At 38.5% G+C, this 22,447-nt stretch carries 19 protein-coding genes; 17 read left to right on the plus strand and 2 right to left on the minus strand.

Translation table 11 applies throughout. The features are described 5' to 3' along the window. The first annotated feature begins 11 nt into the window (after positions 1-11). Positions 12-566 (plus strand): RNA 2',3'-cyclic phosphodiesterase, encoded by a 555-nt coding sequence (gene thpR / locus BUF11_RS14550; RefSeq protein WP_073589569.1) that lies wholly within the window; start codon positions 12-14, stop codon positions 564-566. Here thpR and BUF11_RS14555 read toward each other — a convergent pair. Together BUF11_RS14555 and BUF11_RS14560 are read right to left on the minus strand one after the other, a co-directional pair. After that, a complete protein-coding gene (locus BUF11_RS14555) occupies positions 563-1,123 on the minus strand; it encodes a DUF3877 family protein (protein ID WP_073589570.1) in 561 nt (186 codons plus the stop codon). The genes thpR and BUF11_RS14555 overlap by 4 nt on opposite strands. A gap of 89 nt (positions 1,124-1,212) precedes the next feature. Continuing rightward, positions 1,213-3,741 carry a GH39 family glycosyl hydrolase gene (locus BUF11_RS14560; RefSeq protein WP_073589571.1) on the minus strand — a complete coding sequence of 843 codons (2,529 nt, stop codon included), beginning with the start codon at positions 3,739-3,741 and terminating at the stop codon, positions 1,213-1,215. A gap of 378 nt (positions 3,742-4,119) precedes the next feature. On the opposite strand from BUF11_RS14560, the gene BUF11_RS14565 reads away from it, so the two are divergent. The 16 genes from BUF11_RS14565 (at position 4,120) to BUF11_RS14640 (ending at position 22,446) form a co-directional block, all read left to right on the plus strand. After that, the gene (locus BUF11_RS14565; protein WP_073589572.1) at positions 4,120-6,015 is read left to right on the plus strand and encodes an ABC transporter substrate-binding protein; all 1,896 of its coding nucleotides are present in this window, start codon (positions 4,120-4,122) and stop codon (positions 6,013-6,015) included. 72 nt (positions 6,016-6,087) lie between these two features. Further along, entirely contained in the window at positions 6,088-7,092 is a 1,005-nt protein-coding gene (locus BUF11_RS14570) for an ABC transporter permease (RefSeq protein WP_073589573.1), read from the plus strand. Positions 7,093-7,106: 14 nt separating this feature from the next. Further along, positions 7,107-8,357: an ABC transporter permease gene (locus BUF11_RS14575; RefSeq protein WP_073589574.1), complete on the plus strand. Its 1,251-nt coding sequence runs from the start codon at positions 7,107-7,109 to the stop codon at positions 8,355-8,357. Positions 8,358-8,367: 10 nt separating this feature from the next. Then, the gene (locus tag BUF11_RS14580) at positions 8,368-9,375 is read left to right on the plus strand and encodes an ABC transporter ATP-binding protein (protein WP_073589575.1); all 1,008 of its coding nucleotides are present in this window, start codon (positions 8,368-8,370) and stop codon (positions 9,373-9,375) included. Continuing rightward, entirely contained in the window at positions 9,368-10,192 is an 825-nt protein-coding gene (locus BUF11_RS14585; protein ID WP_073589576.1) for an ABC transporter ATP-binding protein, read from the plus strand. Before BUF11_RS14580 ends, BUF11_RS14585 begins: the two co-directional genes overlap by 8 nt. Before the next feature lie 207 nt (positions 10,193-10,399). Beyond that, positions 10,400-11,674, plus strand: a complete 1,275-nt coding sequence (locus BUF11_RS14590) for a peptidoglycan-binding protein (protein WP_073589577.1) — start codon at positions 10,400-10,402, stop codon at positions 11,672-11,674. 277 nt (positions 11,675-11,951) lie between these two features. Continuing rightward, on the plus strand, positions 11,952-13,388 hold the full coding sequence (locus BUF11_RS14595; RefSeq protein WP_073589578.1) for a radical SAM protein: 1,437 nt from the start codon (positions 11,952-11,954) through the stop codon (positions 13,386-13,388). A 21-nt stretch (positions 13,389-13,409) separates the two neighbouring features. Then, entirely contained in the window at positions 13,410-14,525 is a 1,116-nt protein-coding gene (locus tag BUF11_RS14600; protein WP_073589579.1) for a TIGR04066 family peptide maturation system protein, read from the plus strand. 25 nt (positions 14,526-14,550) lie between these two features. After that, entirely contained in the window at positions 14,551-14,820 is a 270-nt protein-coding gene (locus BUF11_RS14605; RefSeq protein ID WP_073589580.1) for a hypothetical protein, read from the plus strand. A gap of 88 nt (positions 14,821-14,908) precedes the next feature. Continuing rightward, positions 14,909-15,070 carry a hypothetical protein gene (locus BUF11_RS24410; RefSeq protein WP_175562073.1) on the plus strand — a complete coding sequence of 54 codons (162 nt, stop codon included), beginning with the start codon at positions 14,909-14,911 and terminating at the stop codon, positions 15,068-15,070. 80 nt (positions 15,071-15,150) lie between these two features. Then, entirely contained in the window at positions 15,151-16,476 is a 1,326-nt protein-coding gene (locus tag BUF11_RS14610) for an ABC transporter substrate-binding protein (RefSeq protein ID WP_073589581.1), read from the plus strand. A 111-nt stretch (positions 16,477-16,587) separates the two neighbouring features. After that, positions 16,588-16,911, plus strand: coding sequence for a hypothetical protein (locus tag BUF11_RS24070; RefSeq protein ID WP_175562074.1), 324 nt, complete (start codon positions 16,588-16,590; stop codon positions 16,909-16,911). After that, on the plus strand, positions 16,838-18,160 hold the full coding sequence (locus BUF11_RS14620; protein WP_073589583.1) for an ABC transporter substrate-binding protein: 1,323 nt from the start codon (positions 16,838-16,840) through the stop codon (positions 18,158-18,160). The genes BUF11_RS24070 and BUF11_RS14620 overlap by 74 nt, the downstream gene beginning before the upstream one ends. Positions 18,161-18,683: 523 nt before the next feature. Further along, entirely contained in the window at positions 18,684-20,015 is a 1,332-nt protein-coding gene (locus BUF11_RS14630; protein ID WP_073589585.1) for an ABC transporter substrate-binding protein, read from the plus strand. A gap of 58 nt (positions 20,016-20,073) precedes the next feature. After that, on the plus strand, positions 20,074-20,607 hold the full coding sequence (locus BUF11_RS14635) for a type 2 periplasmic-binding domain-containing protein (RefSeq protein ID WP_073589586.1): 534 nt from the start codon (positions 20,074-20,076) through the stop codon (positions 20,605-20,607). A gap of 27 nt (positions 20,608-20,634) precedes the next feature. After that, positions 20,635-22,446, plus strand: coding sequence for an ABC transporter ATP-binding protein (locus BUF11_RS14640; protein WP_073589587.1), 1,812 nt, complete (start codon positions 20,635-20,637; stop codon positions 22,444-22,446). Position 22,447 lies beyond the last annotated feature (1 nt).

The raw sequence follows: 22,447 nt of genomic DNA on the forward strand, positions 1-22,447 counted from the left end.
GTGATTTTGATATGGAAAAGTTCTACCGTCTTTTTGTTGCAATTGATTTTGGAGAAGAAGAGAAAGAAAAGCTTTATAATTATGGAATGACTGTCAGGGAGAATTCTGTAAAGGGGAATTTTACCCATAAGGAGAACCTTCATTTAACATTGGCTTTTATAGGAGAGACGAGAAGAAGGAAGGAAGCAGAAGAAGCACTTAAGGACGGGGTAATAAAGAGCAGAATAACACCCTTTGCCATAGAGACAGAAAAGCTTGGACGTTTTAAAAGCAGGGGAGGGGATATCCTGTGGGTAGGACTGAAGGAATCCCCCGAATTAATCTGCCTGCATGAAAAAATTACTGAAAGCTTAAGGAGAAAGGACTTTAACATAGAAGAGCAGCAATTGAAGGCGCACCTTACGGTAGGAAGAGGAGTGGTTTTAAATAAGACTGCCGTAGTAGAAGAGCTTTCTGCCGCTGTGCCAGGTATGCGTATTCCGGTTAATACCATTCACCTTATGAATTCTTTGAGAATTGACGGAAAGCTTACTTATAGCAGTCTGTACAAGGTGAGCCTGTGTTAGATTTCCTCAAACAGCTTTTTGTAGCTGTATTCTAACAGGCGGTGGTAATGACCGTGTCCCTGCCAAAAATGAAAGCAGTAAAGGTAAGGATCAAAATCCTTGTCCTGAAAAGAAATAACATACTCAAACTCTGCGTCTTCGACCTCTCTTAAGGTATATTCCTGACCTGAATTCTTAAAAGCAGCAAGCACCTGCTCTAAGGTAAAAGTATGGCTGCCGGCAAGGGAAATCAGTTCCTTTAAAAAATCAGAGGAAGAGCAGTATTCATTGATATATGCTACCCCATCAGGGGCAACAAGAAAGCGGAAACGGCTTCCTTCATGACTTATTAAGAGCGGTATATGACTGTCTTTTGCAAAAGCCTGAAATGTGCCTAATTCGTGTTCCATATCCTTATTGCTCTCAAAATCAGTTCCTAATAAGTAATTAAGAAGGTCCAGTTCATAATAGATGCCAAAGCTTTCCCCCTTTGTAAGGCCAAGCTTTAAAAGACCTTCATATACAGTAGTTTTCACATTATCAAGCAAAGCTTTGTATTTGCTTTCTATTTCAATCATAATTACCTCTTTATTCTGTTATATAGTCTCAAATCACCTAAGTATTCTATAATACCTCATATGAAATGTCAACGCCCCGGGCTATCTTTCTATGGACGGTAACAGGAAGGGGTGTATTCCATCTTTTTAATAGATATCAGGCGTATCTCATGGGGATGCAGAAGGGCAAACTGTGCCATTGTATTGTTTGTTACTGTTACCAGCTCTTTGGAAATTTTGGGCATGGAACGGCCTTTCAAAGTGGAAATTTCCTCCTCGGTGGTAAGAGGAATCGCACCCATGCGCACCCATTCATCAAAGGCACTTCCGCTTTCTCTGTTTACCTGGTGATGAGTGATAACATAATCTGCATTTTCTACATGAGTTAAGGTCAGGTGTATATCCAGTGATGAGGGATTAACAAAAGCATTATAACGCTCTGTAAAGGTTACGTTAAATAACACTCCCTGTGCATAAAGAGGTGAAACATGATGGTAGTTATAAAGAAGGATGACGTAATCTCCCTTGCCATTTGTTGTTACGAAATACCCCTCTCCCCTATCTACCAGAATATCCATCAGCTTGTTTAAGAAGGTAAATGCATAGTATGCGGGCTTCTTAATACCGTGACAGGTGAACAAACCAAGTTCTCCGTGAAATTCTTCATTGTCCATAGGGAGCTCCTCTAAGATATCGGTAAGACACCAATTTCCAAAGCTCTCGACCGCATCGTAATTCTCCAGGATATTCTTTACGATGTATGCGGCGCGGTAACAGGTGTCGTTAAGCCAGTCGCAGTGGGAGGAAGTTGAAGCCCATTCCGTAATATATATAGGAAGTTTCGGGTATGATAAAATGCGGTTCTTAAAATCTTCTATGCTATGAGCCATATAGTCAGGATCATCAGATAGTATGATAGTATCTTTTTCGCTGTCCTTCTTGTTATTCCTTCCGAGTATGACAAAGGTGCCGATAGAAGAGGTTTTAACAGGATAGCAGTGTATATTATAAAAGTCGGGATAACAGTCATGCTGCTTGCAGTAATCCAGGAAATCATAAAATTCAGAGCTGCAAAAATCCAGAGAACCATAGGAAGGATTCCCAAAGGATAGTAAGGGATCACATTCCTTTACGCAATTTCTGGTTATCCGGTAAAGTTCATAGGTGATTTCATTGCTTTCGAATGAAAATATATAGGATAAAAAAGGTACATTCCAAAAGGAGAACATCCAGGTTCTGACTTCCTGGGCTCCATAACGCTTCAAAAGATGCTTGGTAAATTCCGTTATAAGATATACCCATTTCTTATAGTCCTTTGGTTTACTTAAAATAACAGGGTTAAAGAACAGGGTTTTTTCCGGGTCTTCCGCCAGAAGCCTTGGCATAAAGGAAAACTGGATCAAAGGCTTTAAGCCAACGGATAAGATAAAGTCAAGTGCTTCATCTACGTAAGTAAAAACAAGATAAGGGATTCCGTCTTTGTCTTCATTATAAAGCATCATACTGTCATCTAAAATACCATGGAATTTTATATACCGAAAGCCGACTTCCCTTTGCAGTTCCTTAAGATTCTCTCTGACATTTTTATATAGAAGTTCTTTCGCTCTTCCCACGCTGGTGAAGGTCTTAAAAGAATGATGAAGGAACTGCTTCTTCATAGTAGTATTAATACTCTGTACAATCAACCTGGTCGGATATTTAGCTTCCGGAAATTCCTTTTGAGACTCTTTATCCAGATATTCTCCCAACTTATTTAAAAAATCCTGTTGCTTTAAAAACAGCATGGAAGACTGCAGGGATTTTGAGCCATTTTCGGAACCGGCAGCTTCTTTTTGCTCTTTTTTATATTGTTTTGGCAGGAGGCCATATTCCTTTTTAAAAGTGCTTACAAAGTAACGGCTGTTGGAAAAACCGTTATTTGCAGCAATTTGCTCTATCGTCAGATCCGTGTGCAGCAAATCGGAAACAGCGTGGCGGAGTCTGATACCGGTCAGGTAATTAAACAAACTCACCCCCATATTTTTTTCAAAAAAATGAGACAGATAGGAGGCAGAAAGGTATTCTCTTTTAGCAATCGTTTCAAGAGTAAGGTTTTCTGTGTAATTTTCGTTCAGATATTGGATGATACCTTTAAGGCGTTTTAGATTCTTGAAATTTTTTTCGGGAGTGTCTGCTTTAAAACTTCGGAAATTATATATCAGTTCATATAGGATATTATAGGCCAGAGGTATAACAAGCAGGTCTTTATGCTCTGTTACATTATAGCTTGCATGTACAAACTTTGCGATGAGCTTTTTTAATTTCAGGTATTTACTCCTGTCATTATAAAGTACGGAATTACATTCAAAGTAAGTATTGTCATCCACCCATTTCTGAAAGAAGCTTTGTTTTATCTGTAATACGGCGGCAACTGTATTATTGCTCTTTACTTCATGGAACTGATTACTGTTTATCAGAATAATATCGTCCTCGGACAGTTTGAAAGTATCTGCTTCAAACATAATAGTAAGGCTTCCGCTTAATATCAGATAAATTTCCATACTGCTGTGCCAGTGTCTTGGCATATCTTCAATGTTCTGAATGCTAATTTTAAGCGGCATCTCGTTTCCGTATTCAATAATTTCGTGTTTTGATACCATAGCATACCCCTTTCAAAATTATAAAAATTACATTAATAAATGCACTGTATATGCGCGGTAATAGCACAATCAATGCAATAAGCGTATATATAATGATATAAATTCGACAATGGAATCTTTTTTATATAAAATGTATAAAAATATGCTTAATATTGCTTATACATATAATAATATATAAAAATAGATTCCAAACAGAGCTAAATCATGTATAAAATATATACAAATAAATAGAAATTGGCATGGTTTTATTCTACAACATATATTATCATATGTAAATAGAAAGGTTATTTTACATAAACAAAGCAGTAAAGATATGGAAAAATAGTTCGTTTTTAACCAAAGTGGTTATTACGATAAAAAAAACAGGAGGGAAGCATTATGAAAAAGAATGTAAAAAGATTTTTGTCACTGCTCCTTACATTGGTTATGGTATTGAGCATGCTGACGGCTTGTAAATCCAATAAAACAGATGATACAAGCACAAAAGATACAGCAACACCTACAGTAGAAGCAACTGACACGCCTACGGCGGAACCGACAGAAGAGGCTGTATCACCGGGGGGTGAATTGCCTAGAAATGAAACATTATATTACGGCGGTCTGCAATGGGGAGCAGTTAACGGTTGGAATCCTCTTTCCGATGATATGAACAATGCTCTTGCAATTACCCAGGCAGGAGGCGGTTCACGTACTCCTATGTTTGAAACACTTTATATGTACAACATGCTGGATGATTCCATGACACCATTATTAGCTGATGGCGACTATCAGTGGAATGCTGACAGAACAGAAATAACTGTTAAGATTAAAAGTGCTGCAAAGTGGAGTGACGGTACAGCTGTTACAGCTGATGATGTTGCTTATACCTTTGACACTGACGTTAAAGTTAAGAACGGGCAGGGTGTTGCGCTGGCACCTTATATTGAAAGCGTAACAGCAGTTGATCCTTCCACAGTATTAATCAAAGCAAAACTTGATGATAATGGTAAAGCAGTTAATCCCCTTTTGGTTGTAGCATATCTGGGGCAGACTTATGTTATTCAGAAAGCATGGATTCAGAAGGTAGAAGCACGCTGCAATAATGATCCTGCCGCTATTAAGAAGGATGCCGGCGAAGATGTTGTATATTCCGGTCCTTACCACAACTTCTATAATGATGACCAGAAAGTTGTTTTGATTCGTGATGATAACTACTGGGGCCAGGATGCTTCCATGTGGGGAAAACTTCCGGCACCTAAGTACTTATGCCATACTATTTATGCCGACAACCCTGCTACCGAAGTAGCATTTAAAGCCGGTGAAGTCGATGTTGACCAGCAGTTTATTCCTAATATTCAGGATCTGTGGGAGAAAGAGGGCCTTCCTATTTCTACATATCTTCAGGATGCACCTTACGGTATCTGCGTAAATATGCCTACCGCTTGGTATAACATGGATAACCCTCTGCTTCAGAATGTTTCAATCAGAAAAGCAATTGCTATGGCAGTTGACTATGATGCTATCAATGCAAACGCTATGACAGGCCAGTCACCTACCTTTAAGGATGTTCCCCGTTCCGTTATGAATCCTACCGATGGTGAGCAGGCTAAATATGACAAAGATGCAGTAAAAGATCTTCAGTGGACCGGAAGTGATGTTGAAGGCGCTAAGAAATTACTCGATGATGCCGGTATCGTAGACAAAGACGGTGACGGAATCCGTGAATTAGACGGAAAGAAACTTTCCTTTGTTGCAGCTTGCCCGGATGGATGGACTGACTGGCAGGCAGCTATTGAAATCGTAGCAGCAGCAGGTAAGAACATTGGTATTGACATTACAACACAGTATCCGCAGGCTGACGTATTCCAGTCAACCGTTACTTCCAAGAAACAGACAGAATACGATATCTTTATGATGTGGACGGATTCAGCAGGTCCTACACAGCCTTGGGGACGTTTAAGAATGTTAACAAGTTCCGAATACAATGGTGTTGATAATAACTGGGCAGGTAACTGGGGACATTACAGCAACAAACGTATGGATGAAATTATTAAGGCAATCCCTGGTGAATCAGATCCCGCTAAGCAGAAGGAATACTATACAGAAGCTGTTAAGATTTATTTAACAGATGTTCCTTCCTTCTCCTTAATGTACAGACCTGACCAGTTCCACGCTGTAAATGAATCCGTATGGACCAACTATCCTGAAAATGGAGATGGCAATAATATCCCTCCGTTAGTACTTTTAAATGGTTACAGCATTGCCGGTCTTTATAAAATTGATCTGGTTAAGTAGTACCTGAATACAAACGGTCAGCCATGTTTCGGGATAATCCGGAACATGGCTGATAGATTATGGAGGTAATCAATGAAAGGCTATCGTAAATATTTCGGCAAAAAGATTGTATGGTTCCTCATTACGTTCGCTGCTGCTATCCTGCTTAATTTCATTCTTCCAAGACTGATGCCGGGAGATCCTGTTGCAGCCATCACGGCAAAGTCGGCTCAGGGTATATCAGACGCATCTGCGGCACAGGAAATATATAACCATTACGCAGAGCAGTTTGGTACCAACGAGCCTATGTATGTTCAATTTTTCACTTATTGTAAAAATGCTGCGAAAGGAGATTTTGGACTTTCCTTTAGCCAGTATCCTCGCAAGGTATCCAATATTATCGGATCGGCTCTTCCCTGGACCCTTGCGTTGCAATTTCCGGCAATTATTGTCGGTTGGATTATCGGAAATGTTTTAGGGGCATTGGCGGCCTATATCCGTAAAGGATTCGATAAGGTCTTAATGCCTGTTACATTATTTTTCAGCAGTCTTCCTGCTTTTGGACTTGCAGTAATTCTTATGATCGTATTTGCAATAAACTTAAAAGTCGCGCCTATTTCCGGCGGATATGGATATGATTTGATTCCCCAGCTTAGCTGGAAATTTGTAAGATCTGTTTTTACCCATTATCAGTTGCCTTTCTGGTCCATTGTACTCATTTCAATCGGTGGCCAGGCCATTGGTATGAGGTCTATGTCAATTTATGAATTAAATGCCGATTATGTAAAATACAGCCGTTTCCTTGGTATAAAGGACAGGAAAATTGTAGGCTATGTATTCCGCAATGCGATGCTTCCACAGATTACGGGACTTGCACTCTCTATCGGTACCATGGTAGGTGGAGCTTTGGTTTCAGAAGTAATCTTTAGTTATCCGGGCCTTGGTTCCACTATACTGCAGGCCGTATCAAACTCTGATTATCCGCTTTTATCAGCAACAACACTGATTATTACGATTATGGTATTGCTGGCAAGCTTTATAGTTGATATTATTTATGGTTTTATTGATCCCCGTGTAAAAGCGGCACAATTTGATTAAGGGAGGCGGACAGGATGAAAAATACAATTAGACAGGTGTTTCACTCTCCCAAATTTGTTGTTGGATTTGTTATATTTGCATTAATGTTATTGATGGTAATTATATATCCTATCATTAGCCCGGGAGATCCTTTGCAGATGATAAGCAAGGGAAGCTTTTTAAAGCCGGGTGTTTATTTCTCTGTATATGACAGCATCAATACAAATTCAAAAACGATTGATTTGCCCGAAGCTAATCAAAAGCGCCTTGCCAATAAATTAAGTGATACGGATAAAGTATCCATGGTGCAGTGGCTTACGGCTGCCGGAGTTCCGGCGGAAGATATCGATATGGAAGATACCACGAGCTTAATAAAGCTCTGGAATGAAAAATATGACCCTACGGTTAAACCGGAGGGGATGACTATGGCGCAGCGTAATTTTTATAAAAGACTTGATAAAAGTCTGGATAATATCCTGAATGAACAGCCTTTGGTAGTTTCTGCCCAAAACCAGGAGACCCAGACACTGGATGAAATCAAAAGGATATCAGATACAGATTATGTAAATCTTAAGGATGTTCCCAATGTAAAGGTTCTTCCTCTGGGTACAGATAACTTTGGTGATGATGTATTGAAAAAGTTAGTATCCGCAACGAAGACTTCTCTGCTAATCGGACTGATAGCCGGAAGCATAGCAACTTTAATCGGACTGACACTTGGGTTACTGGCCGGATATCTTGGCGGATTTATCGATGACTTTATAATGTTTATCACAAACCTTTTTACAGTAATTCCTTCCTTTGTGCTTTTGATACTGATATCCTACAGTATAGGACAGGATAAGCGAGGTGCATCTACCGTAGCCATTGTAATCGGAATAACTTCCTGGGTATGGACGACCAGGTCGGTCAGATCACAGGTTATTTCCCTGCGTAACAGAGATCATGTAAATTTAAGCAAGCTTTCAGGACACAGTCTTACGAGCATTATTATTAAGGATATTCTGCCTTACATAGCTTCGTATGTAGTAATGGCCTTCATATTACAAATATCAACAGCAATCCTGGCGGAAGCGTCACTTTCTATGATAGGGTTAGGACCTAAGACAGCCGATGTTTCAACACTGGGGCTTATGATGGATTGGGCTATGTCATATTCCGCTCACTTAAACGGTGCGTGGTGGGCATATTTCCCGGTTATACTCGTTATTGCGTTGATATCATTCTCACTGAATTTAATGAATACTGGTCTCGATCAGGTGTTCAACCCCACTTTAAGAGATTAGGAGGTCTGCTATGGGAAAGACAATTCTGGAGGTTAGAGACCTCAAGACAAAATATATCACAAGATTCAGGGAAGATGTTTATGCCGTTGACGGAGTATCCTTAAAAATAGAAGAAGGGAAATCCCTTGGTATTGCAGGAGAATCCGGCTGCGGAAAATCTACACTGGCCTTAAGCCTTATGGGATATTATTTTCCTCCTCTTCATTACATCAGCGGAGATATTATCGTAGACGGTGACAATATTTCAAAAATGAATCCCGACGATATAAGAAGAAACATACTGGGTACAGAAATTGCTTATATACCGCAGGCAGCTATGAATGCTTTAAATCCTACCCAGAAGATTATCCGTTTCATTGAAGACGTTATACATGTTCATGAACCGGGGAAAACAAAAAAAGAAATTTATGAGATGGCAAGGGCCAGATTTGAAGAACTGGGACTTCCTTCCTCCGTATTGGAGAAACATGCAGTGGAGTTATCAGGAGGTATGAAGCAAAGAACCGTAATTGCTATTTCAACCATTCTTTCACCAAAGGTTCTGATAGCAGATGAGCCTTCCAGCGCTCTTGATGTAACGAGTCAGAAGATGGTTATTAAGATGCTAAAAAATCTTATGGAGAAAGGCTATATCAAATCCATGATATTTATAACCCATGAGCTGCCTTTACTATATAATGTTACAGATGACATTATGGTAATGTATGCGGGGCAGATTGTAGAAAAAGGAACAGCAAAAGAAATGGTATTTGACCCTATCCACCCTTATTCCAAAGGACTTATGGGCTCTATTATCGTACCGGAAGCCGGAAGCCGTGATGTGAAGCTTACGGCAATTCCCGGAACGCCGCCCAATCTAAAAAAACCTCCTGCAGGATGCCGTTTTGCAGAAAGGTGTAAGTACGCCACTGCTGAATGTCGTGCAAACCTCATTGATTCTAAGGAATTTGCAGATGGACGCAGCTACCGCTGTATTTATGAGGCAGAGAAGCTAAGGGAGGTGTATGGTAATGAGTGATACGGTAAAGGACAAGAGACCCTTATGTTTAAGCGGAAAAGGTGTTACCAAAGTGTTTGGATTTGGGGAGAAAAAAACCGTTGCAGTAGACCATGTAGACTTTGAATTCCATGAAGGAGAGCTGATATCTATTGTAGGAGAATCCGGCAGCGGTAAAACTACACTTAGCAAAATGCTTTTAGGCCTTAGCAGTACAACGGAAGGGGAAATTTTCTTTCAGGGAAAGCCCCGTGACATAAAAACCAGAAAAAAGAAAAAGGAATACTGGAAGGATATTCAGGCAATTTTCCAGGACCCCTTTTCCTCCTACAATATCTTTTCCAAGATAGATACGGTACTTCTTGACTGCATTAATATGCGCGGAGGAAGAAGCCTTCCCATGGAGAAGAAAGTGGAAATGATAACAGAAGCCTGTAGTTTTGTAAATCTGAAGTTTGCAGAGCTTACGAACAAATACCCCTTTGAGCTCTCCGGAGGCCAAATGCAGCGGCTCATGATTGCACGAATCTTCCTGCTTAAGCCAAAGATATTATTGGCAGATGAGCCTACTTCAATGATTGATGCCTGCTCCCGTGCAACTATCCTTGACATGCTTTTACATCTTAGGGATGAAACCGGTATGACAATCATTTTTATTACCCATGATATTGGTCTTGCCTATTATATATCAGACAGTGTTTATATCATGGAGCATGGCAAATTTGTTGAAAGAGGCACGGCAGATGAAGTTATCCTTCATTCGAAAGCTGCTTATACAAAAAGACTTATCAGCGATGTTCCAAAGATTTATGAGGAATGGGATTTGTCTACTGTATAGGTAGTAATAAAAGAAAGCTGTTTCAATACAACTGGAAGAAGAGTATTGGAACAGCTTATTTTTTAGGAAGCAATCATTATCAGGGACTCCTTTGCATATATTGAAGTAAATCTTCTAAATATAAGTTTGCAGTGTGAAAAATAAATTTTTCAGCTGTGTATGCAGGAATATCAAACCGAAGATTTGATATTCACAAAAGGAGTTAGAATGAGCGATGATAACTATAAAAAGATAAAGATTTATCCGGCACAGATGGGAACACAGAACTTCGGAAAACTTCAGGTGGATGTAACTACCGAACAGGGATTTCGTCCTATTCCAAATGCCAGAATAACAATTACCTATACCGGTAATCCTGATACCCCCGTAGAAGAAGCTACGACGGATAGTTTGGGACGGACATCACAGATTGAATTACCGGCACCGTCTCTTGATTATAGTCTTGATCCTGCTTCTGATGCACAGCCGTATTCAGAATATAATATCAATGTTTCCGCAGAAGGATTTGACAGTGTAGATATAGACGGGTCGCAAATTTTGCCGGATGTCACGGCAATTCAGCCAATCACCTTAAGAGAGCAGCCGGGTACACAGCTCTTTGTTATACCACCCCATACTCTGTTTGGCGATTACCCTCCCAAGATTGCAGAATCAGAGGTTAAACCCACCAGTGAAAGCGGCGAGATTGTTTTGTCGTCTGTTGTTATCCCGGAATTTGTAATTGTGCATGACGGGCCGCCTTCTGATACCAGTGCCCAGAATCATTATGTGCGTTACAGGGATTATATTAAAAATGTCGCTTCCAGTGAAATTTATGCTACGTGGCCGGCATCAACTATAACAGCCAATGTGCTTGCGATCATGTCATTTACCTTAAACCGTGTTTATACAGAATGGTATAGAAACAGAGGATATGATTTTACGATAACCTCCTCCACTGCTTTTGACCATAAATGGATGAATGGAAGAAATGTATATGATACCATATCTCAGGCGGTGGATGAGGTATTTAACAATTACCTGTCAAGGCCAAATATAAGGCAGCCGATACTGACACAATACTGTGACGGCAGAAACGTTACCTGTCCCGGCTGGATGACCCAATGGGGTTCAAAAGCTCTTGGAGACCAGGGATTGACAGCAATTCAAATATTAAGGAATTTTTATGGCGCCAATATGTATATTAATTCTGCAAATCAGGTGTCGGGAGTTCCTTCCTCCTGGCCCGGAGCCAATCTTACCATTGGGTCTCGGGGAGACAGCGTAAGACAAATGCAGGAGCAGTTAAATGCCATTGCGGCGGTGTACACGGCTGTTCCCGTAATAGCAGTGGATGGAGTATATGGACCGCAGACACAGGCGGCAGTAACGGCCTTTCAGCAAACCTTTGGGCTTCCTGCCACGGGAATCGTTGATTTACCTACCTGGTACAGAATATCAGGAATTTATGTTGCGGTAACAAGGATTGGAGAACTTAGTTAAGGAGATAAAAAGTCCCATTGTTTTTCTTCGTATATCGAAGGCAAACAATGGGACTTTTTTGTCTATAATTACAAAAGTCCCCAATGTAAGGAAAATGTAAGATGTTCGTTATGTAAACTTAAGGGAATAATTCCCTGTTATTATTTAGCAGAGATTGACATAATATTCATTTTGAGCTATCATGCAATATAGGTAAAAAAATAGGAAATAAGGAAAAATATTGAAAAAATACAATGAATAAACAATATAATCAATTACTTCTGGAGAGGAAAACTATATGGAGCAAAAACCATTTATTAAGCTGTTCAGTACAATCAATTCAAATTATTTTTATGATGTAAACAAAAATGAAGTTATAGCCGTAAAGGATGATACATGGCTGATTCTTAATAATGTGATGGAAAATGGGGAGAGCCTTAAGGATTATAAGCTGAATGAGCGGGGGTATTCAGAAATCAACAGTTTAATCCAAAAGGGATATTTATCCGGCAACAGGGTTAAAGAAATTGAACACTCAAACTGCGGGAATATTGAGACCACTCTGGAAAGAAGGATGCAGAAGATAACGCTGCAATTAACGCAGAACTGTAATTTCCGCTGCAGTTATTGCCATTATACTTCCAATGACGGTTCCCAGAGGAAGCATTCCAATAAAAAAATGAACATTGAGACAGCGAAGGATGCCATTCTGTTTTTGAAGGAGCATTCCATGGACAGCCCCGAGGTATACATAGGATTTTATGGTGGTGAGCCATTATTGGAATTTGAAATGATGAAGGAAATAGTCCGTTTTGCCGGAGATACTTTTTTCGGTAAGAAAATCAATTATACCATTACGACAAACTCAGTGCTGCTAAGTGATGAAGTAATTGAGTTTTTTATAAAATATCAGATCAGTGTTGTAATCAGCCTTGACGGGCCGAAAGAAATTAATGACTGCAATCGGGTATTTGCCGGAAGCGGACAGGGAACCTTTGATGCCATTATTAAAAAGGTAAAATACATTTATGACAATTATCCCAAGTTCTATAAAGAACTGTCCATTAATATGGTTATGAATCCGGAACACGACTTTGAAGTGATTCACAGCATTTTTAAGGATTATCCGTTTTTGAAGAAGATAAATATTATGTCAACTGTTATAGATGATGTGGGAGCTTTGAAAAAGAACAGTTATTCAGAAAATTATAGTAAGGAAGTAGCTTACCAGGAGTTTCTGGCATATTTAAGCGTTATGCACAGGCTTCCGGCCTCTAAATTATATCCGACCACAGCCAGGAAAGTGGTGGGAATACAGGAGATAGGAAAGCATTTTACGGAAAGGGAAAGATTACCGGAAAAAGCAGCTCCGGGAGGGCAGTGCAATCCGGGAGAAGTAAGGTTAATGGTTACGGCTGAAGGAGATTTCATTGTCTGTGAGAGGGTAAATGAGATATCCGACTGTATGGTTATAGGTAATTTAAAGAGCGGGGTTGACGTTAATAAGGTAAAAGCTTTACTGAACGTAGCAAAGGTAACAGAAGAAAAATGTATCGACTGCTGGGCTTTCAGCGGCTGCAATCTGTGCGCAAAATATGCAGACCAGAACGGCAGACTGGCCAAGGAAGAAAGGTTAAAGCATTGTAACCGTTCCCGGAATAATTTTCTTAATATACTGAAGGAAAAAGCACTCTTAATGGAAGCGGCAGAATGTTATGGGCAGGCATCCATGTAAGAAAGAGAAGAGGGAGAACAAATGAAAAACGTTGTTTTGTATCCATTTACGCCAGATGACATGGCAATTGTCAGATTTCATTCAAGATGGAATAAAAAGTACAGGATTAATGCCGTAGTATCACCAAGGGGCCTTAGCTACGGAGGAAAGGATATCTCGGTTGCAGACAACCGGAAAGAAGCCGGTCTGATAGTACAGGATGATTTAGATAAGGTATTGGATGAAAATGAAGGTTTGTTTATTCCATCCGGGGATAGCAGGGAGACTGTCTATTCCGGCATATGGAATATTATGTGTGAGACGGCTAAGAAAGGTAAGGATATTGTATGCAGTATTAATCTTACCCAAAGACAGTTTAGTGAAATAAAGAATCTATGTAAGGAGAATAGAAGTACATTTATTTACTGCCCTATGGAGAAGAGCCGTTGGACTACAAGTACTATAACAGGCAGATACCATCCGTCGGTTCCCGTTATATTTGTAGGGAATCTTGTTGCGGAAGCAAATACCTTTGAAGTGACACTAGAAATAGCAAACAGGTTTATGCAGGATGGTTACAAAGTCTCGGTAATTGGAGACAGACCGGAACTGAACCTGTATGGTTTTCACGGTTCCTCCCTTCTGGCAGATTTATCCCATGGAAAAATAATTGGAAATGATATTGCAATGGCAATTACACTGCTGAACCATTACATCCATTATGTGGAGTCTAATGATAATCCGGATGTGATATTAATACAGGTACCCGGGGGAATGCTGGATACGCCGGATTTTCCAAATGAATGCGGGGTATATGCGTATATCTTATCCAGAGTATTACAGCCGGATTATTTTATAGGGTGTTCGCTTTTGGGAAAAGCGCGAAGAAAAGAAATTCAATTTATAAATGAGGAAATTGAACGGAGATTTGGATACCCGGTTGACTGTATTCATCTGTCGAATAAGTCGGTGAGCACAGAGTCTTCTTTACAAAAGCATAAGATGGAATTTATCTATTATCCTGTAGAGAAAGCCTATGAAGAAATAACAAAGATGCAGGGAGAAATTCCGGTATATCATTTATTGGAAAAAGAGCACTTGGAACATATGTATCAAAATATGCTGGAAAAGCTCTCCGGTCAGAAGAATATAGACTAATGCATAGTGAAATACAGGAGGAAAAATGAAAAACGAAGATATGAAGGACAGAATATATACGGTAATATCAAAGTTTAAAAGCAATATGACTCCGGCAATGTGGGAAGATGGAAAACAGGAAGCATTAACAGGCAGCTACTGGGGTCTATCTGCAATTGATATGACCTATTTGTTTCTGGAAATAGAAAAAGAATTTGAAGTAACATTCCAGGCAGATAAACTTGTAAATTATGAGTTTGGCACGTTGACAGGTATTGAAAAAATACTTAGGAAAGAACTCGGTCTTAGGCAGTAATGCTTTAAGATAAACTTTAAGGATAAGAATGGAGGAAATGTTATGAAGAAGCTGGTTAGAAGAGCAACAAATGAAAGGGAAAGTATGATTGAGTTTTCTGTATGCCTATGTGGGTGCCCTTGCTCAGGAAATTGTAGCTGCCCGCCTATTCCGACTCATCAAATTGGTATTGGTGTCAGAGAACAGACTAAGGACAGCTCTGGTGGAAGTACAGCTGGTTCTGCGGGAACATACCAACATTAATGAGTGACAGATAATTATACTTAGAAATTGATAACTCCGATATCAATTTGTTTGATATGGGAGTTATCAGTCATAAGGAGAGAAAAGATGTTGAATAAGAAGGTATTAATATTTTCTTTGGGGATTTTGTTGGTAATTCCATACCTGTCAGGTTGTTCTAGTGAAGTAAAGCAAACAGATAAAGAACTTACTGTCTACATAGGCCACAGAGAAACTGAAATGAAAAATGCAGTTGCAGCATATGAACAGAAGTATCCTGAAGTAAAAGTAAATGTAATCGAATCAAAATTAACGGATGGTTCAGATGAACAGGCTAAATTAGATGAAGAATCTTCTTTTCTATCGGAACTGATGAATGGCAAAGGAGCAGATGTATTTCTAATTCGTGATTTTTGGGATATGGATAAAATTAAGGAATCGGGAATGCTTGCTGATATAAATAAGTTTTATAAGAAAGATAATTCCCTTGAAAAAGAAAATTATCAACAGGTAGTGATGGATTCTGGGTTATACAAAGGCAAAAGGCTCTATATACCTGTTAATTACAGTATACCATTATTATTAAGTACGAAGTCTACCTTGGAAAAGGAAGACTTTCATGTCGAAAGCTGCAAAGACTTTGTATCTTTTTGTAAAGAGACAGACAGGTGGAGAAAGCACAAAAGCTCGGGGCGAAGATTGTTTCGTATGGATGTTACAGCTACGAAAAGTATAATATGGTCTGGTTATGAACCAGTAGACTTTAATAAGAGGAAAATTAATCTGGAATCTGAGGAGATAAAGGAATATTTTGAATGGTGTAAGTTGGCAAGGGAACAGAAGGAAGCAATGGATATTTATGGCGGATTAGAAGGAGCGGCTTCTTTGCGGGACGGAAAAATCTTATTTGAAAACGAAGGCTATTATCTCCCGTATGATGAGATAGTGATGAATAGTAGGGCAATAAGCAGTTTTGATGAACCTGTACTGCTTCCGGTACGAAATTTAACTGGCGGAATAACAGCAATTATACAAACTGCAGTTGGAGTAAGGGGAAATAGTGTCAATAAACAAAATGCTTATAACTTTATTAAAGTCTTGCTAAGCGATGAAGTTCAGAAGGCACCGGGAACTCAGGTTAAAGGAGCAATACCTGTATCTTATAAAGTAATGGAGGATATTGTATATCCACCTACAAGTAAGAGTACCTTTGGTGAAGAAATTAATGGTTTCCCTAAAATATGTCCTGAGTTTACCAAAGAACAGCAGGAAGAATATATGAAGTATACAAAGGAAATTAACAAAGCATGTTTTAATCCAAAATGGAGAGGAAAATTAATGGAGGCAATGCAGCCTTATTTAAAGGGTGAAATGTCCTATGAAAAATGTATAAAACAGGCCAAAGAGCAGGTTGAGCTTTATTTGTCGGAATAACATGCACAGCGGGTATGAGGTGTAGCCTAAATACCGTTTGCAGGAGAAAGTTAAAATGATAAAGAAAAGAACTGTTTATTTCTGGAAGTGGAAAAAAAATTTGGAATAACATTGCGAGCAGATAAACTTGTAAATTATGAGTATGGCGCGTTAACAGGTACTTGCAATTGTCCGCCTATTCCGACCCATCAGATTGGCATTGGAGTTAGGGAACAGGCTAAGGACAGCTCAGCAGCAAGTGTAATTCAATCCGTTGAGAATATCCGCTTAAAGAATGGCTGGCAATTATATTTAGAGCTTGATAACTCCTGTAGCAGCCTGTTTGGTATGGGAGTTAATGGCCATAAGAAGAGGAATTATAATGAAAAAAAATATAATAATACTTTCTTTAATAAGTTCATTGGCAATCTTATATTTGTCGGGCTGTTCTGGTGAAGTTAAACAGACCAATAAGGAACTAACAGTATACATAGGGCACAGAGAATCCGAGATGAAAAATGCAGTTGCAGCATATGAACAGAAGTATCCTGAAGTAAAAGTAAATGTTATCGAATCTAAATTAACGGATAAATTGAATGAACAGGCTACATTAGATGAAGAATCTTCTTTTTTGTCGGAATTGATGAATGGTAAAGGAGCAGATGTTTTCCTGATTCGTGATTTTTGGGATATGGATAAAATCAAGAAAACTGGAATGCTTGCCGATTTAAGTGAGTTTTATGATAAGGATACTGAACTTGACAAAGAAAATTATCAGCAGACAGTGATGGATTCTGCGTTATATGAAGGGAAAAGGCTATATATACCGATTAACTATAGTATGCCCTTATTATTAAGTACCAAGTCTGCTTTGGAAAAAGAGGACTTTAATGTTCAAAACTGTAAGGATTTTGTAAGCTTTCTGAAAGAAACAGAAAAATGGAGAGAGCATAAAAGTCCAGAGCGAAGATTATTTAGAATGGATATTACAGCTACTAATAGTATAATATGGGCTGGTTATGATTTGGTAGATTTTAATACAAAAAAAATTAATTTGGATTCAGAAGATATAAAAGAATATTTTGAGTGGTGCAAGAAGGTCAGGGCAGAGGATAAGGCGAATTATATTTTTGGTAATTTGGAAGGAGCCGCCGCATTAAAGAACGGGGAAATTCTATTTGAGAATGAAACTATGTATAATCCTTATGATGACATGGTAATGAATATAAGAGCAATCAATACCTTTGATGAACCGGTACTGCTTCCGGTACGAAATTTAACTGGTGGAATAACGGCAAATATACAAACTGCAGTTGGAGTAAGAGGAAACAGTGCTAATAAACAAAATGCTTATAATTTTATTAAAGTTTTGTTAAGTGATGAAGTCCAGAAAGCACCGGGGACACAGTTTAAAGGAGCAATACCGGTATCTTATAAAGTAATGGAGGATATTGTATATCCGCCTGGAAGTAACAGTACCTTTGGGGAAGAAATCCATGGTTTTCCTATAGTATGTCCTGAGTTTACCAAAGAGCAGCAGGATGAGTACATGAAGTATACAAAAGAAATTAACATGGCATGTTTCCGGCCAAAGTGGAGAGACAAATTAATGGAAGCAATGCAGCCTTATTTAAAGGGTGAAATGTCTTATGATGAATGTATAAAGCAGGCCAAAGAACAAGTTGAGCTTTATTTGTCTGAATAACACGCACAGTGGATATGATGTGGTAATCCAAATACCGTTTGCAGGAGAAAGTTAAATTGAAAAAGAAAAAAAGTTTATTTCTGGAAATAGAAAAAGAATTTGAAGCAACATTGTGAACAGATAAATTTGTAAATTATGAGTTTATCACACTAACAGGTATTGAAAAAATACTTAGAAAAGAACTTGGTCTTAGGCAGTAATACATTAAGATAAATTTAAGAATGGAGGAAATATTATGAAGAAACTGGTTAGACGAGCAACAAATGAAAGGGAAAGCATGCTTGAGTTTTCCATATGTACATGTGGGTGTTATTGCACAGGCACTTGCAATTGCCCTCCTATTCCAAGCCATCAGATTGGTATTGGTGTCAGGGATCAGGCTAAGGATAGCTCAGCTGCAAGTGCAATTCAATCTGTAAGAACATCCGCTTAAAGAATGGCAGGCAATTATATCTAGAACTTGATAACTCCTGTATCAGATTGTTTGGTATGGGAGTTAATGGTCATAAGGAGAGGAATTATAATGAAAAAAAAGATAATAATACTTTCTTTAATAAGTTCACTGGCAATTCTATGTTTGTCAGGTTGTTCAAGTGAAGTAAAGCAGACGAATAAGGAACTTACAGTATACATAGGGTTTAAAGAAGCCGATATGAAAAGTGCAGTTGCGGTATATAAGCAAAAGTATCCGGAAGTAAACGTAAATGTAATTGAATCAAAGTTAGGCGATAAATGGGATGAGGAGGCTGCATTAAATGAAGAATCTTCCTTTTTATCGGAACTTATGAGTGGTAAAGGAGTAGATGTATTCCAAATGCAGTGGTATTGGGATATGGATAAAGTCAAGGAATCGGGGATGCTTGCTGACTTAAGTGAGTTTTATGAGAAGGACACCACTTTTGATAAAGAAAATTATAATCAGGCAGTGATGGATTCTGCGTTATATGAAGGGAAAAGGCTTTATATACCCCTTAGTTATAGCATACCTTTATTGTTAAGTACCGAGTCCATCTTAAAAAAGGAAGACTTTCACGTTGAAAATTGTAAGGATTTTGTATCCTTTCGTAAAGAGACAGAAAAGTGGAGGGAACATAAAAGTTTGGGACGAAAGTTATTTCGACTGGGAAAGACAACTACATTTAACTTATCAGCAACAGGATATGGACTAGTAGATTTTCATACAAAAAGGATTAATTTGGATTCAGAGGAAATAAAGGATTATTTTAGGTGGTGTAAAGCTGCTCTTGCGGAAGATGAAAAGGACGGTTCAAATTATATATATGGTGGTTTAGAAGGAGCTGCTGCTTTGCGGGATGGAAAAATTATATTTGAAAATTCACTTCAAGCTTATGGATATGGTGATATTGTTAGGAATTGTAGGGCAATTAACACGTTTGATAAATCAGTTATGCTTCCGATACGAAATTTAGAAGGGGGAGTAACGGCAATGATTGAAAGTGCAGTTGGAGTAAGAGGAAACAGTGTAAATAAACAAAATGCCTATAACTTTATTAAAGTTTTGTTAAGTGATGACGTTCAGAGAACACCGGGGGCCCAGGTAAAAGGAGCAATACCAGTATCCTATAAAGTAATGGAGGATATTGTATACCCACCTACCAGTAATACTACTTTTGGCGAAGAAATTAACGGTTTTCCCAAGGATTGTCCTGTATTTGCAAAAGAACAACAGGAAGAATTTATGAGGTATACAAAAGAAGTAAATAAAGCATGCTTTCTTCCAAAGTGGAGAAACAAATTGATGGAGGCAATGCAGCCTTATTTCAATGGTGAAATGTCTTACGAAGAATGCATTAAGCAGGCAAAAGAGCAGGTTGAGCTTTATTTGTCAGAATAGCATGCACAATGGATATAAGGCGGGTGGTCAAATACCGTTTGCGAGGAGAAAAGTTATAGTGAATAAGAAAAAAGTTATACCTTTTTTAATAAACTTGTTAATAATCCTATGTTTGTCAGGCTGTTCAAGCGAAGTAAAACAGACGAATAAGGAGCTTACGGTATATATAGGATTTAATGAAATCGATATGAAAAATGCAGTTGGAGTAAGGGGAAATAGTGCAAACAAGCAGAATGCTTATAATTTTATTAAAATCCTGTTAAGTGACGAAGTTCAGAGGACTCCGGGAACGCAGGTAAAAGGAGCTATACCGGTGTCTTATAAAGTAATGAATGAGATTGTATATCCGGATCATAAGAACAATACTTTTGGAGAAATACTCAATGACTTTCCAAAGGATTGCCCTGAATTTACAGAAGAGCAGCAGGAAGAATATATGGGATATACAAAAGAAGTAAATAAAGCATGCTTTCTTCCGAAGTGGAGAGACAAATTAATGGAGGCAATGCAGCCTTATTTAAATGGTGAAATGTCCTATGAAGAATGTATAAAACAGGCGAAAGAACAGGTTGAGCTTTATTTGTCTGAATAGAAAATATGGCAGATGAGGGGGATTTCATTGAAGAATATCAAATCTTTATGGGGGGCAATTAAATATTGTTTGTCCTTGTCTTATAAATCATCCGCTTTTTATACGATTACGCGCCTTGCGGGTAATCTTATATATCCGGCAGGGACAATTGGATCAGCCTACCTTTTAAAGCTTATTTTAGATACATTGGCAGGTGGTGGTTCTTCTGCAGCTAAATTTCAGAAGATAGTATTCTTTCTGCTTCTGTTTTTAGGAATCAGGCTTCTTACTTCAATAACGGAAAAGCTGGTAGCCTATGCTACGACAATTCATGAAGAGATTGTCCAGAATATGGTTTCCCTGTCCTTACTGGAAAAAGCCATTGATGCGGATTTGGAATTATATGATACACCAAAGTATTATAATTGGTTTACGGCAATGCAGAATGATTCACAGTCCGTTTCGGCCATTCTTTGGAGTGCACTGGAATGTGTCAGTTCTTTTGTTTCTTTTTTATGCATATTTGCAGTATTGGGGCAAAAACAGATATTATATGCAATTCTGATTACAATAGCCTCCATTCCGGCCGCCATTTTTAATCAGCGCTATACAAAGCTGTTATATCAGAATGATTTGGAGCAGATTAAAAATATAAGACAGAAAAGTTATATTTTTAGTGTTGCTTCTTCGAAAGAATTTGCCCAGGAAATCCGGCTCTTGCATTTGGGAGATATGCTAAAGCAAAAATATAATTTGCTATGGAAAGCTGTATTGGATTCAAGAAAGGGGTTACTGAAAAAAAGGTCGGTCATAACCAGCTTCTTTTGTATAACCTCTGAAATCATGGTAGTAATACTGTCTCTTCATATTGCCTGGCAAGTTACCGAGGCTAAGATGACCATCGGAGATTATTCTCTTTATACGGGATTATTAAGCCAGATTGCATTTACTCTCACAGCCTTGATTTCTTATACAACGAGAGTCTATGAAAATAAAATTAAAATAGAGCATATGAGGGACTTTGATAAATTTTCTTATCATAGGATTGTATCAGGTGCATGTTCTATTAATCATATAGATAAAATCGAATATAAGGGTGTGTCTTTTTCCTATCCGGGAACCGAAAGACCGGTATTAAACAATATAAACTTTGCCATTGAAAAGAAAGAAAAGGTAGCAATTGTAGGGACAAATGGTGCCGGAAAATCGACAATGATAAAATTGCTGCTTCGGCTTTATGATGTAAACAGCGGTGAAATACAGATTAATGGAAAAAATATTAAAGAATATAAATTAGAAGACCTGCACCAGTGCTTTGGTGTATATTTTCAGAATGGCGTAAACTTTGGATTTACATTAAGGGAGAATATCACTTTAAAAGATACGAAAGAGGAAGACGAAAAAATCAGGGAAATAATTAGGGTTTGCCAGGGGGAAGACATCTTAATAAGTACGAAGGATAATATGTCAGCCTATTTCGGAAGAATCTTTTCAGATGACGGAGTGGAGTTTTCTGTCGGACAGCAGCAAAAAATTGCTCTTGCACGTGCTCTTTACAATAAAAAATCAGTCTATATATTAGATGAACCCTCTTCCTCTCTTGATCCGGAAGCGGAAAATGGAATTTTTGAAAACCTGATAAAAATTTGTAATCAAAGTATAGCATTATATACGTCTCACAGACTATCTACGGTACATCTGGCAGATAGGATTATAGTGATGGAAAAAGGGCGAATTATTGAAGAGGGGACACACGAAGAATTAATAAAAAAGGAAAACCGCTATGCAAAGCTTTATTATTATCAGGCTAAAAAGTTTCGAAAGGACTCTTTTAGTGAAACGGCGGTTGAAAGGAGCTAGA

Origin of the sequence: Anaerocolumna xylanovorans DSM 12503, assembly GCF_900143645.1 — a bacterium.
GTDB classification, from domain to species: Bacteria; Bacillota; Clostridia; order Lachnospirales; family Lachnospiraceae; genus Anaerocolumna; species Anaerocolumna xylanovorans.